At 59.3% G+C, this 21,741-nt stretch carries 16 protein-coding genes and 1 tRNA gene; 1 reads left to right on the forward strand and 16 read right to left on the reverse strand.

Annotation, left to right across the window (positions count from 1 at the left end):
- Nucleotides 1-51 precede the first annotated feature (51 nt).
- The 14 genes from LRR79_RS14550 to LRR79_RS14615 form a co-directional block, all read right to left on the reverse strand.
- Nucleotides 52-141 (reverse strand) — tRNA-Ser (locus LRR79_RS14550).
- 220 nt (nt 142-361) lie between these two features.
- Nucleotides 362-556: a carbon storage regulator CsrA gene (gene csrA / locus LRR79_RS14555; protein ID WP_010131831.1), complete on the reverse strand. Its 195-nt coding sequence runs from the start codon at nt 554-556 to the stop codon at nt 362-364.
- Nucleotides 557-775: 219 nt separating this feature from the next.
- A complete protein-coding gene (locus tag LRR79_RS14560; protein WP_231757900.1) occupies nt 776-2,014 on the reverse strand; it encodes an aspartate kinase in 1,239 nt (412 codons plus the stop codon).
- Nucleotides 2,015-2,169: 155 nt separating this feature from the next.
- Nucleotides 2,170-4,782 (reverse strand): alanine--tRNA ligase, encoded by a 2,613-nt coding sequence (gene alaS / locus LRR79_RS14565; protein WP_231757901.1) that lies wholly within the window; start codon nt 4,780-4,782, stop codon nt 2,170-2,172.
- A gap of 61 nt (nt 4,783-4,843) precedes the next feature.
- Complete coding sequence (locus LRR79_RS14570) at nt 4,844-5,206, reverse strand: histidine triad nucleotide-binding protein (RefSeq protein WP_231757902.1); 363 nt, start codon at nt 5,204-5,206, stop codon at nt 4,844-4,846.
- Between the two features lie 51 nt (nt 5,207-5,257).
- Nucleotides 5,258-5,443 (reverse strand): Trm112 family protein, encoded by a 186-nt coding sequence (locus LRR79_RS14575; RefSeq protein ID WP_231757903.1) that lies wholly within the window; start codon nt 5,441-5,443, stop codon nt 5,258-5,260.
- A gap of 171 nt (nt 5,444-5,614) precedes the next feature.
- Nucleotides 5,615-7,093 (reverse strand): glycerol kinase GlpK, encoded by a 1,479-nt coding sequence (glpK, locus tag LRR79_RS14580; RefSeq protein ID WP_231757904.1) that lies wholly within the window; start codon nt 7,091-7,093, stop codon nt 5,615-5,617.
- A gap of 117 nt (nt 7,094-7,210) precedes the next feature.
- Nucleotides 7,211-7,822 carry a regulatory protein RecX gene (locus tag LRR79_RS14585; RefSeq protein WP_231757905.1) on the reverse strand — a complete coding sequence of 204 codons (612 nt, stop codon included), beginning with the start codon at nt 7,820-7,822 and terminating at the stop codon, nt 7,211-7,213.
- A 2-nt stretch (nt 7,823-7,824) separates the two neighbouring features.
- Nucleotides 7,825-8,856 (reverse strand): recombinase RecA, encoded by a 1,032-nt coding sequence (recA, locus tag LRR79_RS14590; RefSeq protein WP_231757906.1) that lies wholly within the window; start codon nt 8,854-8,856, stop codon nt 7,825-7,827.
- A 159-nt stretch (nt 8,857-9,015) separates the two neighbouring features.
- A complete protein-coding gene (locus tag LRR79_RS14595) occupies nt 9,016-9,537 on the reverse strand; it encodes a CinA family protein (protein WP_231757907.1) in 522 nt (173 codons plus the stop codon).
- Between the two features lie 55 nt (nt 9,538-9,592).
- Nucleotides 9,593-10,507: a MaoC family dehydratase gene (locus LRR79_RS14600; protein ID WP_231757908.1), complete on the reverse strand. Its 915-nt coding sequence runs from the start codon at nt 10,505-10,507 to the stop codon at nt 9,593-9,595.
- Nucleotides 10,508-10,644: 137 nt separating this feature from the next.
- Nucleotides 10,645-12,831 carry a prolyl oligopeptidase family serine peptidase gene (locus tag LRR79_RS14605; RefSeq protein WP_231757909.1) on the reverse strand — a complete coding sequence of 729 codons (2,187 nt, stop codon included), beginning with the start codon at nt 12,829-12,831 and terminating at the stop codon, nt 10,645-10,647.
- 188 nt (nt 12,832-13,019) lie between these two features.
- On the reverse strand, nt 13,020-14,390 hold the full coding sequence (locus LRR79_RS14610; RefSeq protein ID WP_231757910.1) for an SLC13 family permease: 1,371 nt from the start codon (nt 14,388-14,390) through the stop codon (nt 13,020-13,022).
- Between the two features lie 51 nt (nt 14,391-14,441).
- The gene (locus LRR79_RS14615; protein WP_231757911.1) at nt 14,442-16,067 is read right to left on the reverse strand and encodes a metallophosphoesterase family protein; all 1,626 of its coding nucleotides are present in this window, start codon (nt 16,065-16,067) and stop codon (nt 14,442-14,444) included.
- Between the two features lie 169 nt (nt 16,068-16,236).
- Here LRR79_RS14615 and LRR79_RS14620 point away from each other — a divergent pair, with 169 nt between their 5' ends.
- Nucleotides 16,237-17,121: a M90 family metallopeptidase gene (locus LRR79_RS14620; RefSeq protein ID WP_231757912.1), complete on the forward strand. Its 885-nt coding sequence runs from the start codon at nt 16,237-16,239 to the stop codon at nt 17,119-17,121.
- Here the strand turns inward: LRR79_RS14620 and LRR79_RS14625 are convergent.
- Nucleotides 17,012-17,677 (reverse strand): nucleotidyltransferase family protein, encoded by a 666-nt coding sequence (locus LRR79_RS14625; protein ID WP_231757913.1) that lies wholly within the window; start codon nt 17,675-17,677, stop codon nt 17,012-17,014. The genes LRR79_RS14620 and LRR79_RS14625 overlap by 110 nt on opposite strands.
- A 47-nt stretch (nt 17,678-17,724) precedes the next feature.
- Nucleotides 17,725-21,741 (reverse strand): translocation/assembly module TamB domain-containing protein, encoded by a 4,017-nt coding sequence (locus tag LRR79_RS14630; protein ID WP_231757914.1) that lies wholly within the window; start codon nt 21,739-21,741, stop codon nt 17,725-17,727.

The following is a 21,741-nucleotide window of genomic DNA, read 5'->3' on the forward strand; positions in this document are numbered from 1 at the left end:
TCACCGCCATACAAAAAAGGCTCCATGCTTTCGCATGGAGCCTTTTTTGTATGGCGGTGAGGGAGGGATTCGAACCCTCGATGAGTTTAACCCCATACGCCCTTAGCAGGGGCGCGCCTTCAGCCACTCGGCCACCTCACCGTATAACTTTCCACCCTGCTTTTGCAGAGCAACAGCAATCGCGAACAATTGGTCTTGGCTGCTGAAAGTGAGCGGCATCATACCAACGGCGAAGCAAAAATCAATGGGGAATCAATAACTTTTTGGGATTTCTTCACGAGCGTTTACAAATTATACAGACACAAAAAAGGCCGCTTTGCGGCCTTCTCTCATCGACACGATCTGTCACCCGGGACAGATCTCAGTCGGCGCTTCCCTCACTGGAGGATTGCTTTTCTCGCTGGATGCGCTGATAGATCTCTTCGCGGTGAACCGCTACTTCTTTCGGCGCATTGACTCCGATTCGTACCTGGTTGCCTTTCACACCCAATACGGTAACCGTCACATTGTCACCAACCATCAGTGTTTCACCGATACGGCGGGTTAAAATTAACATTACCTACTTCTCCTTGATCATCCTGTGATTTGGTACGACCGGTTATCCCTGGCCCGCACCTCAGGCCATAATAACCCGAGATCGCTGCAAACCGAGAACCTTGTCCGTCACTTTATTCAGTATTGCCCAGACGCAGAAAATCTCAACACGTCGTACCATGCGCCAGACAACTGAATTGCTATGGTCGTCGGCGGCATCCATCACTCTGGTTATAGTTAGTTATGCCGAGGCCTTGGGCTCAGAGAGCTCAAATGCACTGTGCAGCGCGCGTACCGCCAGTTCGAGGTAGCGCTCGTCGATGATGACCGAGATCTTGATTTCGGACGTGGTGATCATCTGAATGTTGATATTGTCTTCACCCAGCGCTTCGAACATGCGTGAAGCAACGTTGGCATGAGAGCGCATACCCACACCAACGATGGATACCTTGGCGATCTTGTCGTCAGAAACCACTTCGCGCGCACCCAGCTCACCGGCAACCCGCTCCAACACCTTGCGCGCCTTGCCGAGATCATTGCGGTGCACGGTGAAGGTAAAGTCGGTGGTGCCATCGATGGCACTGATATTCTGCACAATCACATCGACTTCAATGTTTTCAGCGCCTACTGGCGCCAGGATACGGCAAGCCACGCCCGGAGTATCGGGCACACCGCGGATTGTCAGTTTTGCCTCGTCACGGTTAAACGCTATGCCGGAGACTACAGGCTGTTCCATATCGTTGTCTTCCTCATCCAGACTAATCAGGGTGCCGTTACCGTCCTCAAAGGTGGAGAGGACGCGCAGGGGGACTTTGTATTTTCCGGCAAACTCAACCGCACGGATCTGCAGTACCTTTGAGCCCAGACTCGCCATTTCCAGCATCTCCTCGAAGGTGATCCGGTCGAGGCGGCGGGCACTATCTACAACCCGCGGGTCAGTGGTGTAAACACCGTCGACATCGGTGTAAATCTGGCACTCGGTGGCGTCGAGTGCAGCAGCGAGTGCAACGCCGGTGGTGTCAGAGCCGCCGCGGCCAAGGGTGGTGATATTGCCCTCCTCGTCCACCCCCTGGAAGCCCGCAACCACGACCACCTTGCCAGAATCGAGATCCCGACGCATACGCTCTACGTCGATACGCTGGATACGGGCTTTGGTATGGGCATTGTCCGTGAGAATCTTGACCTGACCGCCGGTATAGGAGCAGGCATCGTAGCCGCGCTTTTTCAGCGCCATACTCAACAGTGCAATGGTGACCTGCTCGCCGGTGGAAACCAGAACGTCCATCTCGCGGGGGTCCGGGTTTTCCTGTATCTGGCTCGCCAGACCGATCAGACGATTGGTCTCGCCGCTCATAGCGGAAAGCACCACAACCATGTCATGGCCCTGGGCCTTGAAGCCCGCCACTTTATCGGCGACCGCTTCGATGCGCTCAATGGAGCCCACCGAAGTACCACCGTATTTCTGCACGAACAAACTCATCGCTCTAGTGTTCCTTACTGCCTTGCTGCGCGGTACCAGATCCGCGGGAGTCGCGCACTAAATCACCAATCTACGGGCAAATCAACTGAAAAATTGCGAGCTTTAGCCAATAACCTTCTTCGAGTTGCCCGAGACCGACATAACCGGCGCCAGAATTACTGGATATGACCTTCCACCCACTGGGGAATGGCCTTGAGCAGCGCCGGCAGTGCCGCCACATCGGTGCCGCCCCCCTGGGCCATGTCCGGACGACCACCGCCCTTGCCACCGAGCTCACCTGCGGCATATCGCATCAGGTCTCCGGCTGCCAGCCGACCGGTAAGATCCTTGGTTACTGCAGCCACCAGCGCCACCTTGCCGTCACCGGGCGCAGCCAGAAGCAGTGCACCACTGCCCAACTTGTTCTTCATCTGGTCCGCCAGGTCACGGAGAGACTTGGCGTCTGCCCCATCAATCGATGCGGCGAGCACCTTGATGCCAGCCACTTCCACGGCCTGACTGGAAAGGTCACCGCCGGCCCCGCTGGCAAGGCGGGTTTTCAGCGTCGAGAGATCTTTCTCCAGCTTGCGGTTATTCGCCAACAGCTGCTCAACCTTCTCCGCCAGATTCTCTGGCCGCGCCTTGAGCAGCGCAGCCGCGTGATCGAGACGCTGCTGAGCCTCATCAAACAATGCCAACGCGTGGGCGCCGGTGACCGCTTCAATACGACGCTGACCGGAGGCGATACCGCTCTCCGCCACGATCCGCAGCAAACCGATATCACCAGTGCGCGCGACATGCGTGCCACCGCACAACTCCACCGAGAATGCACCGGAATCGTTGCGCTCCCCCATAGTGAGGACCCGCACCGTGTCGCCGTATTTTTCGCCAAACAGTGCCATCGCACCCTTGGCTTTGGCGGTTTCAATATCAGTGACTTCCGTTTCCACCGGTGTATTGGCACGAATCTGGCTGTTCACCAGCGCTTCAATGGCCCGCAACTGTTTACCTGTCACCGCTTCCGGATGCGAGAAATCAAACCGCAGGCGTTCGGAATCCACCAGGGAACCCTTCTGGGTCACATGCTCACCCAGTACTTTGCGCAATGCGGCGTGAAGCAGGTGAGTGGCGGAGTGGTTCAGTGCCGTCGACTGACGCACGTCCCCCGCCACCTCGGCATTCACCACTGCCCCCACGGCGAGGCTGCCTGACAGCAGCTTACCCTGATGCAGGTGGTGCGCACCGTGTTTGATGCAGTCACCCACTTCGAAGCGACCGGCATCGGACTGGAGATAACCGCTGTCGCCTACCTGGCCGCCGGACTCCGCATAAAACGGGGTGCGATCCAGTACGATGGCCGCCACCTCACCTTCCTGCAGGCCGTCTACCAACGCACCATCCTTGATAATGGCGACGACCTTACCCTGCGCGGAGACCCGATCGTAACCAAGGAATTCCGTCGCGCCGTCCAGGTCCAGGCTGTCGGTGTAATCCTGCTTGAATTTACCCGCGGCACGAGCCCGTTCACGCTGGGCGTTCATGGCCTTTTCGTAACCGTCCATATCCAGGGTCAGGCCGCGCTCCCGCGCAATATCCTGGGTCAGGTCCGTAGGGAAACCGTAGGTATCGTGGAGCGTAAACACCAGCGCCCCCGGAACTTCGCTGCCATCGAGGGATTCAAGTGCCTCATCCAGCAGAGCCAGGCCTTTATCCAGTGTCTTCGCAAACTGTTCCTCTTCCTTGCGCAGAGCCTTCTCAATCAGTGACTGCTTTTCTTTCAGCTCGGGGTAGGCTTCGCCCATTTCCGCGACCAGAGCGGCGACCAGCTTGTAAAAGAAGATGTCCTTGTGACCCAGTTTGTGCCCATGGCGCACTGCGCGGCGGATAATCCGGCGCAATACGAAACCACGCCCTTCATTGGAAGGCATGACACCATCGGCAATCAGGAAGGAACAGGAACGGATATGGTCGGCAATTACCCGCAGAGATTTCTCTTCGGTATTGCTGCAACCCACGACTTCGCCGGCGGCGTTCAACAGAGCCTGGAACAGATCTATCTCATAGTTGGAGTGCACCCCCTGCATCACAGCGGCGATACGCTCGAGGCCCATACCGGTATCGACAGAGGGTTTGGGCAGCGGATGCAGCTCGCCATCCGCAGAGCGCTCGAACTGCATGAACACCAGATTCCAGATCTCGATATAGCGATCGAGGTCATCGTTTTCGGAACCGGGCGGGCCACCGGGCACATCGGCACCGTGGTCATAGAAAATCTCTGAGCTGGGGCCACAGGGACCGGTATCCCCCATCTGCCAGAAGTTATCCTCATCCAGACGCGAGAAACGGTCAGCACTCACGCCAACCTCTTTCAGCCAGATATCAGCCGCTTCATCGTCGCTGATATGTACCGTTACCCACAGGCGCTCTTCCGGCAACTTAAGCTCTTTGGTCAGAAACTCCCAGGCAAACCGGATGGCTTCACGCTTGAAATAGTCGCCAAAACTGAAGTTGCCGAGCATTTCGAAAAAGGTGTGGTGACGGGCGGTATAGCCGACGTTCTCGAGGTCATTGTGCTTACCACCGGCGCGCACACAGCGCTGGGAGCTTGCGGCACGCGCGTAGGGGCGCGACTCCTGACCGAGGAAAGTGTCTTTGAACTGCACCATGCCGGCATTGGTAAACAGCAGGGTCGGATCGTTACCCGGCACCAGGGAGCTCGACGGGACACGGGTGTGCCCTTGCTCGGCAAAATAATTGAGAAATGCTTCGCGTATCTGTGCGCTCTTCATTCAGGCAGTTTCCACATCGTCGGTAAAATCTTATTGGCCACCGGGTACCGGGGCCAACCGCTTAATCTTGCAGGTCCTCGGTGAGACCTTCTTCTGGCAGCTCGCGCTGTGCCAGCAAATGTATGTGCAGGTGAAACACCGTCTGACCAGCGCCGCGACCGTTGTTGATCACCAGTCGAAAGCCGTCTTCCAGCTTCAGGCGTTCTGCCATTTTTGACGCCACCCACAGGAGATGACCAAGCAGCGGTACATCTTCTTCGCGGGCGTCCGCCACGCTGACCAGGGGTTTGCGGGGAATAATCAGCAGGTGGGTCGGAGCCTGAGGTGCGCGATCTTTGATGACGATGCACTGGTCATCTTCGTACAGTCTTGGTGCGGGGATGTCTCCCGCGATGATACGACTGAATACGCTGGCCTCTGCCATTGCTCCCCCCTGATACTGACTGGCTACGACGCCAGGTTTTACCGCAATCCGCTACTTTTCCAGTTTCTCGTCAGCTGTCAGCTGGCGCGCCTCGGACTCCAGCATTACCGGGATACCATCGCGCACGGGATAGGCCAAGCCGCTGGCCTTGCACACCAGCTCCTGCGCCTCTTCGTCATACTCGAGAGGGGCCTTGCTGACCGGGCAGACCAGTAAACTCAGTAATTTCTTATCCATGTCGATCTCGGTGCTTCACTCAGATGGCGCCCACCGCCCTGAAACGGGATGTCCCGGGGCCTGCAGGCAAAAATGACCGCGTATGGTACAACGCTTTTTCGGGCTTTTCACGAATGATGGCTGATTTCCGCGGCCACGCGGAGGAAGGGATAAGCGCCCGGGGGCGCCAGTCTAAAAGCTCCGGCAGGCGGAAACCGCGTTGTGCCAGCCGCGCAGGTGAGACTCACGGGTCTGGGCAGACATCTGCGGCAGGAAGTCCTGCTCAATATCCTGCAGCGATTCTGGCCAGGCATCACCGTGCCAGAGCCCGGCCCCCACACCGGCCAGCAGTGCCGCGCCCACCGCGGTCGACTCTATCTGGCGCGGGCGCTCTACCCGCAAATTGGAAATATCCGCCTGAAACTGCATCAGGAAATTGTTCGCACTGGCGCCGCCATCGACCCGAAGACACTGCAGATCCACATCCAGCGCCTGCCCCATCAGCTCCGCCAGCTCGTGACTCTGATACGCAATGGACTCCAGGGTGGCTCGTACGATTTCCGCGCGACCCGCACCGCGGGTGAGCCCAAACAGTGCGCCGCGGGCATCGGTATCCCAATGCGGCGCCCCCAGACCACTGAACGCGGGCACCATATAAACCCCACGGGTACTGGGAACAGACTGAGCCAGCTGCTCGGAATCTGCTGCCCGCTGGATTACTCCGAGGTCATCGCGCAACCACTGCACCGCGGCACCGGCATTGAATACCGAGCCTTCCATGGCGAATTGCGGCTGCCCATCCGCGCGGCAGGCAATGGTGGTCAACATCCCTTCCGGGACCAGTGGACGCCGCGCACCGGCGCAGGCCAGCATAAAACAGCCGGTGCCATAGGTATTCTTCAGGGTACCCGGCCGAAAGCACCCCTGCCCATAAAGCGCGGCCTGCTGATCCCCGGCAACACCGGCGATAGGCACCCGGGCACCGAAGAAAGCGTCCGGATCGGTCGCACCGAAGTCTCCTGCAGACGGACGTATTTCCGGCAGAATGGCAGCGGGACAGTCAAACAGCGCCAGTAACTCGCTATCCCACTGGCGCCGATCCAGGTCGTACAGCATGGTGCGACTGGCATTGGTGTGGTCAGTGAGGTGCTGACGGCCTCCGGTGAAACACCAGATCAACCAGCTGTCGATGGTACCGAAACACAGCTCCCCCGCCTCAGCGCGACGGCGTAAATCCGGTGACTCACGAAAGATCCAGCGCAGTTTGCTGGCGGAGAAATAGGCATCCAGCAACAATCCGGTTTTCGCCCGCACCATCGGTTCCGCGCCGGCCCGGCGCAACTCGCGACAGATCCCCGCGGAGCGGCGGCATTGCCACACAATGGCAGGATGTACCGGCTCCCCCGTATTGCGATCCCACAAAACGGTCGTTTCCCGCTGGTTGGTAATACCCACGGCGCGCAACGCAGATGCCTCAATACCGGCCCGCTGAATCGCCGCGGCGCACACCTTCAGCGTCACCTGCCAGATCTCGCTGGCATCATGCTCCACCCAACCGGGCTCAGGGTAATGCTGGGAAAACTCGGAATAACTGCGACCACGCAGCCTGCCATCGGCGTCGAAAATAAAGGCGGTGGTACCCGTAGTACCCTGATCAATGGAGAGAATCATTAGGATGCGCCAGGTCCGGGGTTATTGTTACGGAATAAACAACAGCCCCACAGGATACTGGGCCCAGTGGACTTCGGCTGAATTACAGCCAGTATATACCTTCGGCCTGCTCCCCTCTCACACGGGAGCACAGTCCACCGGACGATTCGCCGCGTCAATGGCGTATTGGATGGCATCGCCAAAAAAGCCGCGATAGGCGAGGTAGCGCTGGCGCCGCGCACGCTCCTTGAGCTGCTGCGCACGGGGCAAGGTGTCGTCGATTGGATCGCGGAACTTGCGCCGGAGCTGTTCCAGGGCAAGTTCGAACCAGTCCACATCCTCCTGCAGGGCGTCCATTACTTCCTGCGCCAGAACGCCGCGAATACCGCGGACCTGCAATTCCTGCCGGATACGCAGCGGCCCCTGCCCGCGATTCACACGGGAGCGGCAGAAGGACTCTGCAAAGCGCCGGTCACACTGATAGTTCAGCGTCTGCAGACGTTGCAGTACGCCGTCAAAATCCGCATCCGGATGTTTCGGGACAAGCTTCTGCCGCAGCTCTTCACAGGAGTGCTCACGGCGTGTCAGCAGCTCCAGCGCGTGGTTGAACAGCGCCTGGAACGAATCGGTGGGTTTTTCCCGTGACGGAATGTCAGGTCGGGCCAGGGAGGAAGAGCGAGGAAGATCTGGCGACGGGAGATCGCGGTCTGCATGACTCCCGCCGCCATTGGGATGGCGAAAAAAAGACAAGATCAGTCTTCCGCAGCTTCCATTTCTTCGGCCGGGGCCGGAGCCACATCGCCGAGGAGCTGGACACGCAGCGCGGATTCGATCTCGTTGCGGATATCCTCATTTTCCTTGAGGAACTTCACCGCATTCGCCTTGCCCTGGCCAATCTTGTCGCCCTTGTAGCTGTACCAGGCACCGGCCTTGTCGATCAGGCCCATCTTCACCCCGTAATCGACAATCTCGCCAAGGAGATTGATGCCCTGCCCGTACATGATCTGGAACTCGGTCTGCTTGAACGGCGGCGCCACCTTGTTCTTCACCACCTTGACCCGGGTTTCGTTACCCACCACTTCGTCGCCTTCCTTCACGGAACCGATGCGGCGAATGTCGAGGCGTACGGAGGAGTAGAACTTGAGTGCGTTACCGCCGGTGGTGGTTTCCGGAGAGCCAAACATCACACCAATCTTCATGCGGATCTGGTTGATGAACACACACAGGGTATTGGTGTTTTTGATATTACCGGTCAGCTTACGCAGCGCCTGGGACATCAGGCGAGCCTGCAGGCCAACATGAGAGTCACCCATTTCGCCTTCGATTTCCGCGCGCGGAGTCAAAGCGGCCACAGAGTCGACGATCAGGACGTCGACGGCACCGGAGCGCACCAGCATATCCGCCACTTCCAGCGCCTGTTCACCGGTATCCGGCTGGGAAACGATCAGCTCGTCTACATTGACACCCAGCTTCTCGGCATAGATCGGGTCCAGGGCGTGCTCCGCATCCACAAACGCACAGGTACCACCCTTGCGCTGAGCCTCGGCAATCACCTGCAGAGTCAGCGTGGTTTTACCGGAAGATTCCGGGCCATAGATCTCAACGATACGACCGCGCGGCAGGCCACCAATGCCCAGGGCCATGTCAAGGCCCAGGGAGCCAGTGGAGATCGCAGGAATGCGCTGCCGCTCCTTGTCTCCCATACGCATGACGGTGCCCTTGCCGAACTGGCGCTCGATCTGAGATAACGCCGCCTGTAAAGCCTTGTCTTTGTTGGAGTCCATGACCTTTCCCATATGTACCTGAAATTTGCTGAGTATTGACTGCTATGGGAGGGAGCTTAGAGAAAAATTACTGTATAAGCAACCAGTAATCGGGAATGATGGGTATTCGCGGCTTCAGCGCGGATCGCAGCTACCCGGAGGCAAACCCCGGGCACCAGGTCAGGCAGGATGACTGCGGGTGACGGCCAGCAGCCCGTTCAGGGCCTCGACCACGGTCTGCGCCTGGATCTCGGCACGGCTGCCGTCAAAGTGCAGCTGCCGAGCCTCCACCGAAAGGGGCTCCTGACCGTCCACATGGGCCCAGGCAATCCACACGGTACCCACGGGTTTGTCGTCACTGCCACCATCGGGACCGGCTATTCCGCTGACCGCCACCGCCAGATTGGCATCCAGGCGATTGAGCACCCCCACCGCCATCTGCCGCACCACCGGTTCACTGACCGCGCCGGTCGTATCCAGGTCGTGCTGATCAACACCGAGAAAACTGCGCTTGATGCGATCGGCGTAAGATACGACGGCACCGTCAAACCAGACGGACGAACCGGCAATGGCCGTGATGGCCGCGGCGATGGCACCACCGGTACAGGACTCTGCCGTGGTCACTTTCCAGCCCAGCCGGGTCAGTTCTTCGCCGAGCTCCGCAGCCAAAACCCGTCGCTGTTCGCTGCCGTCTTCCGTCATAGGCCCTTTCGATTCACTTGCGTTGTTTCATCTGCGTTGTGCCACCGGCACATTGCTATAGGAGCTCCAGCAGACCGCTCAGATACAGAGACTTGCCGCCGTCGTCCGTCACTCGGAAACCCGTAGCCCCGCTACCGGTTCCACACTCAAAACGCACCGAAGACGGCAACAGTACGGGGCGCTTGAACTCCACGCTCAATCGGAAACGCTGCTGCAGACCGGCGCGCTTTTCCAGAGCGGCGAGACACGCCGCCTTGGTCCACATACCGTGCACGATGGCGCTGGAAAAGCCAAACAGACGGGCAGACGATGCAAACAGGTGAATCGGGTTCCAATCTCCCGATACCCGCGCGTAATTGCGCCCCGCCGCCTCCGGAATCGTCCATGACTCGCCACTCTCAATGGGCATGTTCTGGATTCCGTGCGGCAATGCCGCCAGGCCCGAATGTAACGGCTGATCTTTACCACTGTGCCGGGCGCGACTGAGCATGACACTTTCGCATTCCCACACCAGCTCCCCCGCCACACTGACCCGGGTGGCCAGTGCAAATTCGTAACCCCGCTTCACCGCGACCGCCGGCAGCAGCTCACAGTGAATATCCAGAGCCTCATCCGACGCAATCGGGCGGTGCTGGGTGATCTGATTACGCAGGTGTACCAGTCCGAGAATAGGGAAGGTAAAGGCTTCAGATACCAGCAGCTTCAGGTGCAACGGCATCGCCAGAACAAATGGGTAGGTGGCCGGCAGGTGGCCACCTTCGGCAAAGCCGCAGACGTCGCGATAGGCCCGCAACTGCTCGCGGTCGACCCGCTGCCGGCACAGGCTCACACTGGCCAGTACCGCCTCACCGCGGCTGGCCGAAGCCTTCTTTCTGCGGGCAGTCAACGCGCGGAGATACAGGGGAAGAATGGCCGGGCGCGCGCTCAGCTCAATCTGCAGGGGGGAAGACCGGTCAGTTGCCTTTGGCACAGCGTTAAATCTCGGCATAAGTCGTTTGGCTCCAAATGATACCTCGCGACGGGACGGCAGACCAACTGGTCATATCCGCCCGTCAAGCCACTATCTTGCCCCCGATTCATGCCGAAACGATGACAGAAATCGCAGGGTCAGCTTTCCGGCAGCTCGGAGACCCCCATATTGAACAGGGTAAATCCGAAAATATCCGCGTACTGTTCGATGGTCTTGGATACTGGTGTGCCGGCGCCGTGGCCCGCGTTGGTCTCAATGCGGATCAGCGTGGGCGCGGGTCCGGCCTGCTTGCTCTGCAGCTCTGCGGCAAACTTGAACGAGTGCGCCGGTACAACACGGTCATCGTGATCGGCGGTGGTAACCAGCGTGGCAGGATAGCGAGTATCCGCCTGCACATTGTGTACCGGTGAGTAGCCTTTCAGGTACTGGAACATTTCCTCGCTCTGCTCGGCAGTGCCGTAGTCGTAGGCCCAGCCGGCGCCAGCGGTGAAGGTGTGATAGCGGAGCATATCCAACACACCGACCGCCGGCAGCGCGACTTTCACCAGGTCCGGGCGCTGGGTCATGACCGCGCCCACCAGCAGACCACCATTGGAGCCGCCGCGAATCGCCAGATAGTCACTGGAAGTGTAGCCCTGCTCCACCAGGTATTCGCCAGCGGCGATAAAGTCGTCAAACACATTCTGCTTCTGCAGCTTGGTACCGGCGTCGTGCCAGCGCTTGCCGTACTCACCACCACCGCGCAGGTTGGGCACTGCGTAGACACCGCCCAGTTCCAGCCACACCGCATTCGCGATACTGAACGACGGGGTCAGGCTCACATTGAATCCCCCATAACCGTACAGAATGGTCGGGTTCTTGCCGTCGAGCTCCAGCCCTTTCTTGTGAGTGATCATCATCGGCACTTTGGTGCCGTCTTTGGAGGTGTAGAACACCTGCTTGGACTCGTAGCCCGCTGGATTGAACTGGGCGCCCGACTCGCGGTACACACGGGATTCGCCCTTTTTCACGTCGAACGCAAAAATGGTGGACGGTGTTTTGTAGTTGGTAAATGAGTAATAGAGGGTCTCATCCTCATGCTTACCACTCAGGGATGAGGCGCTGCCGGGGCCCGGCAGGGCGATCTCTCGCACCTGTTTACCGTTGTAATCGTACTGATACACCTTGGACAGGGCATCCACCATGTATTCAGCAAACAGGTAGCCGCCGCCGGTGGAGGCGGTCAGTACATTTTCAGTCTCCGGGATAAAGTCCTGCCAGTGCTCAGGGGCCGGATTGGCAGCATCGACCGTGACGATTTTCTTGTTTGGCGCGTCGCGGTTGGTCACCAGAAACAGTTTGCTGCCCTGATTATCCAGCACATAGGTATCGGAATCGAAGTCGGCCAGCACTGGCACCAACGGCGCATCGGCTTTGGACAAATCCTGAATAAACAGATCGTTACCGGAGGTGGAGGTCGCACCGGAAATCACCAGGAACCGATCATCTTCGGTCACGTAGCCGGATACGTAGCGGCGCTTCTCTTCGTCACTCCCACCGAAAATCAGCGTGTCTTTCGCCTGAGGCTGCCCGAGTTTGTGGAAGTAGAGCTTGTGCTGATCGGTTTTTGCCGACAACTCGCTACCTTCCGGCTTGTCGTAGCTGGAATAGTAGAAGCCCTCATTGCCTTTCCAGGAAATGCCGGAGAACTTCACATCCACCAGCGGCTCCTCGAGCACTTTCTTCGACTCCGCATCAATGATGTAGATCTTGCGCCAGTCGCTGCCACCTTCAGAAACGGCGTACGCGGCGATGGAGCCGTCTTTGGAAAACTTCAGCGTCGCCAGGGAAGTGGTTCCATCTTCGCTGAAGGTATTCGGATCGAGGAAAACTTCCGCTTCGCCATCACCTTTTTTCCGCCAGACCACATATTGATTCTGCAGGCCGTCATTGCGATAGAAATAGGTGTAGTCACCCTCGGTAAACGGAGAACCCACTTTTTCGTAGTTCCACAGGGCTTCCAGGCGCTGCTTCAGCGTATCGCGATAGGGAATCTGGTCCAGGTAGCCGAAGGTCACCTCGTTCTGAGCCTTGACCCAGGCTTCGGTCTCCTCACTGCGGTCGTCTTCCAGCCAGCGGTACGGGTCTGCCACCTCGGTGCCGAAGTAGGTATCCACCACTTCATCTTTACGAGTCTGGGGATAGGTCAGGACAGAATCTGCGACGGAAGGCATGTCTGCCGTTTCAGCTTCATTCATGGATGTCTCTTTTTTATGCGCGTCCGGGGACTCCCCCGCGCAGGCCACCAGCATACCGGCCATCGCCAGAATGGTTATTCTCTTCACGTTTGGGACTCCTTCCGGTCGTCATCAGAATCATGGATAAGCCGACTAGGAAACCCAATTCACGTCAGCAGATCAAGGGATTCGGCGTTTTACAGCGCAGATCTACACTTTTGAAGGCTGGCAAGCCACATACCAGTAGATAAACCTGCCAAACAATACATATTCGATCAAAAACTCCAGACTGCCGACTAAACCAGCATTACCCAGCAGACCCCGGCAATGATCAGTGATGCGAGCACGCTGAGCATAGCCCCCTCCCGCACCATTTCCTGAATGCGAATTTTTCCGGTGCCGTAGGCAATGGCATTGGGGGCCGTGGCTACCGGCAGCATAAACGCGCAACTGGCACACATAGCGGCGGGGATCATCAACACCATGGGATCAAACCCGGCGCTGCTGGCGACTACCGCCAGAATTGGCATCAGCAGTGTCGCCGTCGCCGTGTTACTGGTGATCTCGGTAAGGAATGTGACCGACAGGCACAGCAGCACCAGCATCAACCACAGAGGCAGCGCAGTCAGGAAGGTCAGCCCCTCCCCCATCATATCGCTGAGTCCGGATGCGGCGAATCCTTTGGCGATGGCGATACCGCCGGCGAAGAGCAGCAGCATGCCCCAGGGGATACGCTCGGCAGTCTGCCAGTCGAGCAGGCGTCCGCCCTTGCCGTCAGGTACCACGAACATCAGCACCACCGCCGCCAACGCCACGGTGCTGTCACCGGCATCGGCCACCCCTAACAGTGTGCTCCAGCCACCGAACGGCTCGTTGCGGGTCACCCACAACAGAATCGCTACGCCAAATACCACCAGGGTGCGCACCTCTTCCGGTCGCCATGCGCCCACCTCTGGCGCCTCCAGGGACTTATGCAGGTGGATACCACGGGTCAGCCAAAGTGCCATCAGCGGCAGCGTGATCAGTACCACCGGCAAACCGATCTTCATCCAGCTGGCAAAGCTGAACTCCCGCCCTGTCACTTCCTCGTAGATTCCCATAAAAATTACATTGGGCGGTGTGCCCAGCGGGCTGCCCACCCCGCCGAGACTGGCGGCATAGGCAATTCCGAGAATCAGCGCAACCGTAAGACGGTGGTTATCCACCCGCGAGAGGATAGCCAGCGCGATGGGAAGCATCATCAGGGTGGTGGCGGTATTGGAGATCCACATACTCAGCAGCCCGGCCGCGAGCATAAAACCCAGCACCAGCCGCCGGCCGCTGGAAACGCCCACAATCCGCAACATGTACAGAGCCAAACGCTCGTGGGCGCCACTCTTTTCCAGTGCCTTGGACAGCATGAACGCACCCATCAACAGCAATATCACGTGACTGCCGAGGGAGGATGCCACCAGCTTGTGATCGGCCACCCCAAACAATGGCAGCAACACGAAGGGCACAAGGGAAGTGGCGGGAATCGGCAGTGCTTCGGTAATCCACCAGATCACCGTCAGCAAGGTAATCGCCGCAGTAACTGCCGGCAGATATGCCATTCCCAGTGAGGAAAGCAGCCAATAGAAGCCCGCGCTCAGAATCGGCCCCGACAGGATAAACAGGGATCTCGACATGGTGGTTCTCTTCTTGTTTTTTTCCGTATTCGGTTTCCGCAACAACCGGGTTTAATCCAGGCGCACTTCCGGAATGCCAGGCGATTCTGGTAGCGGTGTTGCGACGGATGGCGGTACGGGTTCTGCCACGGGCGCCGACCGCCTGCGCTTTTTCAAAACCAGATCCGGCACCTGCCAGTCAGGCGTCAATGCGCCGTTGACCTCTCGCCCCTCGATATTCCAGCAGACGACATCCACCCGAATGTCGTCGTCTGAGTCGTCAGACCTGAATCCCAATGTCACAAAATTGTTGTTGCCGCGGCGACTGATCCGGGCACTGTCACTGGATTCCTCATGCCGCCAGTAATGTACCTGCGCACGAATATCGTCGGTGGGTCGGTCGGGGAAGTATTCCGGCTTCAGCTCGCGGTCCGCCGCAGCGCTGGGTAGGCAGGCAAGCGGCGAGGAAACCACTTCCACCACCTGCTTGCCCCCGAGATCCATACGGGCAAAGCGACTGAAGTGCACGTCCCCGGCCAGGATCAGCACATCCTGTGGGCAGTCGCGCAGGGCCCGCACCAGATCCTGATATTGCCCGGTATCTGCCAGAGAGTGATCACCAAAGCCCAGTCGTACCAGCAGAGATTTTCCCAGCCCCAGCTTGCGGAACTGCCAGTGGGTCAACAGGGGAGCTGGCAGCACCAGCACTCCTGCACGATCCAGACCCCGCAGCCAGTCGGTCAACTGGGCGAAGGTTTGATCATCGGTAAACCGACCATCGCGGCCCGGCGCCCGCTGTAGTCGGGTATCCAGCACAAAAAATCGCAGGGTATCTGCCACCGTAAACTGACTGGCGGGATGATTGGCCGGGGCCTGGTAGGCAGCGAACAGCTCGCGCGCGCAGGCCTCCCATACCTGGCGCACCTTGCGCGGCCACAGAACCGGCAGAAAACCGGGAGGGTTCGGGTAGTCGTTCCAGAACTCGTGATCGCCAGCGAGAAAATAGTGAAATCCGGAGCGCAGCTTGGCACCCAGGCCGTTGCGCCAGTTCTCCCGGTATTCGCGGGAAAAAACATGGTTGAGCTTACGGCGGATGGTCGCTCGTGTACGCAGCACGAGAGGGGAGAAATTGCGGATGCCGAATCCCGGGATGATACTCGGGCCACTGTTGGAAAACGCGGTGTCCAGGTAGACCTGGTCACCGCCGAGAAAAGAAACCTGCGGCTGGTGCTCGGCGGGCAAGGCGGCGAGCGCATCTGCCAGCGCACCGCGGTCGGCAGGACGGTAGAAACAGGTGCCGTACCAGACGTTGAAGCCCTGGGCGAGGGAATCGGGCAGCCCGGCACACCCCCCTTCTGCGACACGCCGTACCGCCGGGCTGTCTTCAGTACATTCGCGCCACAAGGAGAGGCGGTAGCGCAGCCCCTTGTGCAGGGGGATGCAGACGAAGGAAAAGCGCAAGCCGTCCGCGGCGCGGTCAAAGGCCACCGGGATATCCCGACAGCGGGATTCTCTGGCGAGAGCAGTGGGCGCCCCCTGCGGCTCCATACGCAGCCAGTAACGCGCCGCCGAAGCAGATTGCGCAAAGTCTGCGATCCAGATCCAGCCTCCGCGGTTTCCATCATAGCCGTGCGGCACCAGCTGATACCGCTCACATACCGGCGACTCCAGTGAGGAATCCCCCCCCTTTCCTGACATTTGCGTCACGTCAGTATCCGCTCCCGCGAATTGAATACCCGTATCCATGCCCCAATCATTTCCCTAAGCGCATTTTATTTCTCGTGGCGCCGTAGCGGACGCGGTCAACATGGTCGCAGAATTTCCACCGGAGGTCAATCGAGAGAATCTCTCAACAAGGGAATACAGAGTGAATGGTTTTCTGATCGTCATTGTCCTCGCGGTACTGGTATGGGTCCTTCCCATCCTGTGGCAACGCTGGCGCCGGCACTATCTGCGTTCTCGCCCCCTGAGCGCACACCAGGAGCAACTGCTTTCCAGTACCCTGGCGCTGTTTCCCTACCTCCCGCAGGCACGCCAGCAGGAGCTGAAGGAGAACATCAGCCTGTTCCTGCGGGATAAGGAGTTCGTGGGCTGTGATGGCCAGGAGATTACCGAAGAAGTCCGCATTACCATTGCCGCGCACGCTTGCCTGCTACTGCTGGAGCGCCCCAACAACTGCTACCCCAACCTGAAAACTGTGCTGGTGTATCCGGACTCCTATGTTGCGGAAGAAACCCGCCACCACGGGCATATTCAGTCCTCCCATATGAGCGCGCGGGCTGGCGAGGCACACTATCGCGGCCCGGTAGTGTTGTCCTGGGGAGATTTACGACGCGGCCTGGCGGAGCCACAGCAGGGGCATAACGTCGCCATTCACGAATTCGCCCACAAGCTGGATGAAGAGGATGGATATGTGGACGGGCGCCCACCATTTGAGCACAGTGCCGATGGCAAAACCTGGGCACCGGTGATGCGGGAAGCGTTTGCTGAGCTGCGTCAGCGACTTCAGGCACTGCATGGAGAAGCGGCACGGGGGGAAAACGAGCCCGGCGCGGAGCTTACCGAAAAACCGTCAGTGCTCGACACCTACGGCGCGCAATCGCCTGCGGAGTTTTTCGCCGTTGCAACCGAGGCATTTTTTATTATTCCGACAGCGATGGAAGCGGCACATCCCTCGCTGTATCGCGAGATGCAAAAATTTTTCCGAACAGATCCGGCCGCATTGCTGCGTGGAAATCGTCCGGCCGGTTGATATCACAGTTGATTGCCGGGTCGGCGACTTCCACATCGACAACGCCATCGGCGAAAATGCGCAAAACCTTTTCCATCCCGGTATTGCGCATCCGCGCCAGTGCAGACAGGTATTTACGGCCGATGGCAATGGGATAACCGCGGGTTCCCGCACACACCGGAACACAGATCCGATCTTCACTGGCAGAGTGCAAAAGACGGATCAGGGTATCCGGCTCGACAAACGGCATGTCTCCCAGGCAAACCAGTACCGCTTTGGGATTGGCGCCGGCACGCTGCAGTTGTTCGACAATATGGGCGAGACTTGCGCCGATACCCACAGGCCATACGGGGGCGTGCAACACCTGTACCGGCAGCTTTCTCAGGCCGTTGGCAATCACCGGGTCGCGAGCGCGTAAAATTACCTGAATCGTGGCGTCATCAAAGGCGCTGACCGCCTCCATGACCGTTTGCAGGGTGCGCAGCAACATGGGTTCGCCATGAATACTTGCGAGACGTTTGTCGCTACCAAAGCGATGAGAGTAACCGGCAGCTAAAACCGCGACTGAATATTCCATTTTGTTTTCTCCCATCGCTTTTTTTGGTGTTCAACTTATATAGCTGTTCAGTAATCCTTCTTCCACTGCAGCTCCACACTTCCGGCACCGCTTTCGTTGTTATCCGTTGACTTGAAATCCAGTCGTAGATTTTTGCGCAACTCGATCTGCATCTCCGCTCGCCAGGGGTTCAGCGGGTCGGTACTGCGTTGCAACTCCAGATAGATACGACTGGTGATGTACTTACCGAGGCTGAGCGCGTACTGATCCTCACCACTCTCGGTCGCTTCCGACTCGAAGTCCAGTGTGTCCAGCCCTACCAGATCCCGTGTACTGGCGAGCGGGTCGAAGCCCGTGCCACCGGTCTGAAGCGTACGCACCACACTCACCAGGCGCACCGCCTGCAGTGGCGATATATCCGTCAGCGACTTGCCAAACAGCAGTTGGGCAAAGATCTCATCCTGCGCCGCAGCGGGGTCGGAACTGAACTCGATTTCCGGGTCATCGGTGGTACCGGAAATCTCTGCGGTAATCTCGCCCTCAGCGTAGGTGTGGACCCCTTTGACATAAATGGCAGCCACATTGTTCTCAAACTGAACCTGCCCTTCCTGCAGCTCGAACTTCTTGCCCAGCAGGTCGAACTTGCCGCGCACAATACTGATGGTACCCGATGCCTGGGGATTAGCCGCAGTACCCGCGATATCCACCTCGCCTTTCAGTTCCGAGTCGAGCCCCAGACCACGTACATAAGACTGTTGATCCAGAACCACCTGGATCGCCAGCGCGATATTTTCCATCAGCGGCGGACCACTGGCCTGCTCGGTAACGCCGTCGACCTCCACCTCGACCACATCGATTTCCGGCACGCTACTGCCAATAAAGTGCTCCACCTGAATGGCCAGCGGGCGCAGGTTGAGGGTGCCGGCCAGTGTCGCATCGCTGGTATCACCGGACAGGCGCAGATCGCCACTGACCGCCCCCTTGGCACCGGGCATATTCAGCAGGTGTGCATTGCGGGCAGCCAGGGTAAAGTCCAGTGCCGCCGGATCCGGGCCGTTGAACCGGACGGCGCCGTCAAGCGCCACCCGTCCGCGGTCCCCGTCGCGGGCGCTGGCCTCGACGATACGCCAGGCATCCGGCGCCAGCTCGGCCAGGAACACAATCTGGCGCAGCCGGGTATTACTGGGACGATGCTCGTAATAACCGTTGCGCAGCGTGATGTTACCGCGGGCATTGGGAGCACCCGTGTTGCCATCCGCCGACAGGTCGAAATCCAGTTTGCCGCGCATGGTGTGGATCTCCGGGTCAAACAGGCTGCCCAGCGTGGCCAGGTCGGCCTCCCCCCTGGCGTCAAATTCAATCGGCAGTGGCGGCGCAGCCCCTGGCGGTTTGTCCTGAAACAGCTGCGCCAGAATGGGCGCAATGGCGAGGCTGGCGCGGGCATCGGCGGCCTGACGGCTGCCGTGACTGGCCTGCAGCTGCATCTGCAGGTCTTCTGCCACGGTTTCCCAGGTAAGCGACAACACCAGGGGAGACTGCACCAGAGCATCGTCGCGCAGAGCCGGGACACGGCCGGTTACCCGAAGCCCACCGGCAAGGTTGGGATCCCGCGGGGTACCGGATGCACGCGCCTGCAGAGCGAGCTCGCCATTTTCGCTAATGTCCGCGCTGAGCCACTCTTCAAAATCCGCCAGCACCGCCTGCGCCTGCAGCTCGAGATCCAGGGTCTGCTCACTCAGGGTGCCATCGGCGGTAAGCTGATTGCGGCCAGCCCACAGCAGTTTTACCTCCGACAGGGTGATCGCTGCCTGGCCGTAACTCACATCGCCCTGGATATGCCAGGGCTCCCCCTGAAATTCACCGAGACCGAGCACATTGACATGCGCTTCCGGCGATTTAAATGGCCCGGTGAAATTCCCATCCAGACTGAGTTCGCCCCGCAGAGAGTGAGGCAGGTTTACCCCGGCCAGCTCCGCGAGTCCCAATGGGATATTGCGCCCGGCGACGCTGCCGTTGGCGCGCTGTGCCCTGGGCTCGACGACACCATTGATCTCCAGCCACGCATTGCCACGCTGGCGCGCCTGCTCGGCATCCTGTGCCAGCGCTGCCGTACCGACCACCCGCTCTCGGGATTGCTCGGATGCGCGCGGCGCTGCCTGATGAAGGGGATAGTCGTCCTCAGGCTCGACAACCTCGTCCGGGCGCAGGGACTGCTCCCGTGCGGGTGTCGCCCGCCCCGCGGTAGCCTGCCCGCGAAACAGATCCAGGCGCAGGCGATCAAAGGTAATGGCCTCGGTATTCCCGGCCGCACCGCCGCGCAGCCGGTAGCGGTATTCCCGGTAGTCTCCATCCGAGGAGAGCTGGGCAGACAGCTTCGGGTTATCCCAGGGGCCGCTTACCGATACCACCGCATCCAGGTCGACCTGAGTACCCGGATCCACCGGCACACCAAACTGTTCCGCCGGTTGCAGGCCACGAGCAGCCACATCCAGCTGCGCCTGCAGGGCCTTGGCCTGCACGTCGACCTCACCGCTGCCACTCACTCGCAGTCCTTCGCCCTCCAGCAACAGATCCTGCACGGCAAATTTCTGCGGGTTACCGGTTACATGTCCCTGGACGTTGGCGGAAAACCCCTGGTACTGCAGTGCACTGGATAGCTCCACCACCAATGACGGATTTTCCCAGGCCCCCTTGGCAGAAACCTTCAACCGCTCCACAGTGCCGTCCAGCTCCGGGGGAATCTCGACGTCACGGGTCTCCTCCAGCGCCGCGAGAATAGTGCGGATTTCTGCCAGCGGCAGCGGCTCCAGCGCAGCGTTCAGGTCGATGGACTTTCCTTCGATATCCACCAGCCCCGACGCTTCCACCGCCGCCTCCGCCAGTGAAAGGTGGGCGCCGCGAATATGGATACCATCTTCAACCGTCTCCACCTCAGCGGTCAGGTGAATCGGTTGTGTCTGATATTGGGAACGCAGCTCCACAGATCCATCTGCGTTCGGCAAGGTCAACGGACCCTGCACCGCCAGATCCGCCGAAAGCCACCCCCCTTTCAGGTAATCCTGAAAAGGCTGTGTGATCGCAACCGGCAACCGGTTGAGGTGGATACGCAGGTCCATGGCTTCGCTATTCACCCGGCCGCGGACGGTGTGTCGGGTTTCGTCGACGGTCAGCGTCAGGTCCTCGGTGGATACAGACCAGGGTGACAACACCAGGTCCGCCTGCCCCCCCAGCCCAAAACGGTGGCGAACCAACGGCACCGAGAAGTGCTCGATGGTGAGCTGCAACTGATTCTCGCCCGTGAGCATCAGCAGAAAACGCCCGTTGGCATCCAGCCCATTACCTTCGGGCAACTGCAGTGTGCGCCCCAGAAACCCACCGGCCTGTTCGTCAGCAGACAGCGTAAGCTGGTATTCTGTCTCGGATTGCATTTGCCCATCGAGACGCAGATGCAGCTGATGCCCATCGTGCTCGGCAATATCCAGCATCAGCTCTGACGGCTTGCCCGGCCACTGGTAGCTGCCGCGCCCATTCACCGCCACAACGGGAAAGTCTTTCAGATTACTATCGATCAAAGTCAGACGGTCGACGGCAAGTCGCTCCAGCCAGAGTGCCGGCATGGTCGGGTCGTCCACCTCTTCCGCAGCGTCCTCAACCTCCTCTTCACTGACGTGGTCCTGCAGGTATTCACCCAGCACCAGATTGTCGAACAGGAGCGACCGCGCGCTGACTTCCGGAATATGGATTTGATTGCGCAGCAACGGGCGCAACGCGATGTGTACAGTGATATTTTGCGCTTCCAACATGGTGCGCTCTTTGTAGCGCACCTGCAGCAGCTCAAAGCTCCACTTGCCCCATTGCGGGCTTCGCAGACCTTGCTCACGGATTTCCAGATCCGGTAAAAAGTGACGTGCCACCGAAAGCCCACCACGGGTAAGCAGTTCGCGACCGCTTTGAGAGCCGAGCAAAAAGAGGCTGAGAATCAGCGGTACCAGTAACATGGCCGCAAACAAGGTCAGACGCGGCCGGTTCGACCAGAATCTGCGCCGGGGAGAACGGGCGGTTTTGGCAGGGCGGGAATCCGTCAT

Origin of the sequence: Microbulbifer elongatus (genome assembly GCF_021165935.1) — a bacterium.
GTDB classification, from domain to species: domain Bacteria; phylum Pseudomonadota; class Gammaproteobacteria; order Pseudomonadales; family Cellvibrionaceae; genus Microbulbifer; species Microbulbifer elongatus.

Bases quoted from the DNA above. Each gene is read 5' to 3' on its own strand.
- csrA (WP_010131831.1), bottom strand. From the start codon at position 556: ATGTTAATTTTAACCCGCCGTATCGGTGAAACACTGATGGTTGGTGAC.
- LRR79_RS14560 (WP_231757900.1), bottom strand. From the start codon at position 2,014: ATGAGTTTGTTCGTGCAGAAATACGGTGGTACTTCGGTGGGCTCCATT.
- alaS (WP_231757901.1), bottom strand. From the start codon at position 4,782: ATGAAGAGCGCACAGATACGCGAAGCATTTCTCAATTATTTTGCCGAG.
- LRR79_RS14570 (WP_231757902.1), bottom strand. From the start codon at position 5,206: ATGGCAGAGGCCAGCGTATTCAGTCGTATCATCGCGGGAGACATCCCC.
- LRR79_RS14575 (WP_231757903.1), bottom strand. From the start codon at position 5,443: ATGGATAAGAAATTACTGAGTTTACTGGTCTGCCCGGTCAGCAAGGCC.
- glpK (WP_231757904.1), bottom strand. From the start codon at position 7,093: ATGATTCTCTCCATTGATCAGGGTACTACGGGTACCACCGCCTTTATT.
- recA (WP_231757906.1), bottom strand. From the start codon at position 8,856: ATGGACTCCAACAAAGACAAGGCTTTACAGGCGGCGTTATCTCAGATC.
- LRR79_RS14595 (WP_231757907.1), bottom strand. From the start codon at position 9,537: ATGACGGAAGACGGCAGCGAACAGCGACGGGTTTTGGCTGCGGAGCTC.
- LRR79_RS14610 (WP_231757910.1), bottom strand. From the start codon at position 14,390: ATGTCGAGATCCCTGTTTATCCTGTCGGGGCCGATTCTGAGCGCGGGC.
- LRR79_RS14615 (WP_231757911.1), bottom strand. From the start codon at position 16,067: ATGTCAGGAAAGGGGGGGGATTCCTCACTGGAGTCGCCGGTATGTGAG.
- LRR79_RS14625 (WP_231757913.1), bottom strand. From the start codon at position 17,677: ATGGAATATTCAGTCGCGGTTTTAGCTGCCGGTTACTCTCATCGCTTT.
- LRR79_RS14630 (WP_231757914.1), bottom strand. From the start codon at position 21,741: ATGACGGATTCCCGCCCTGCCAAAACCGCCCGTTCTCCCCGGCGCAGA.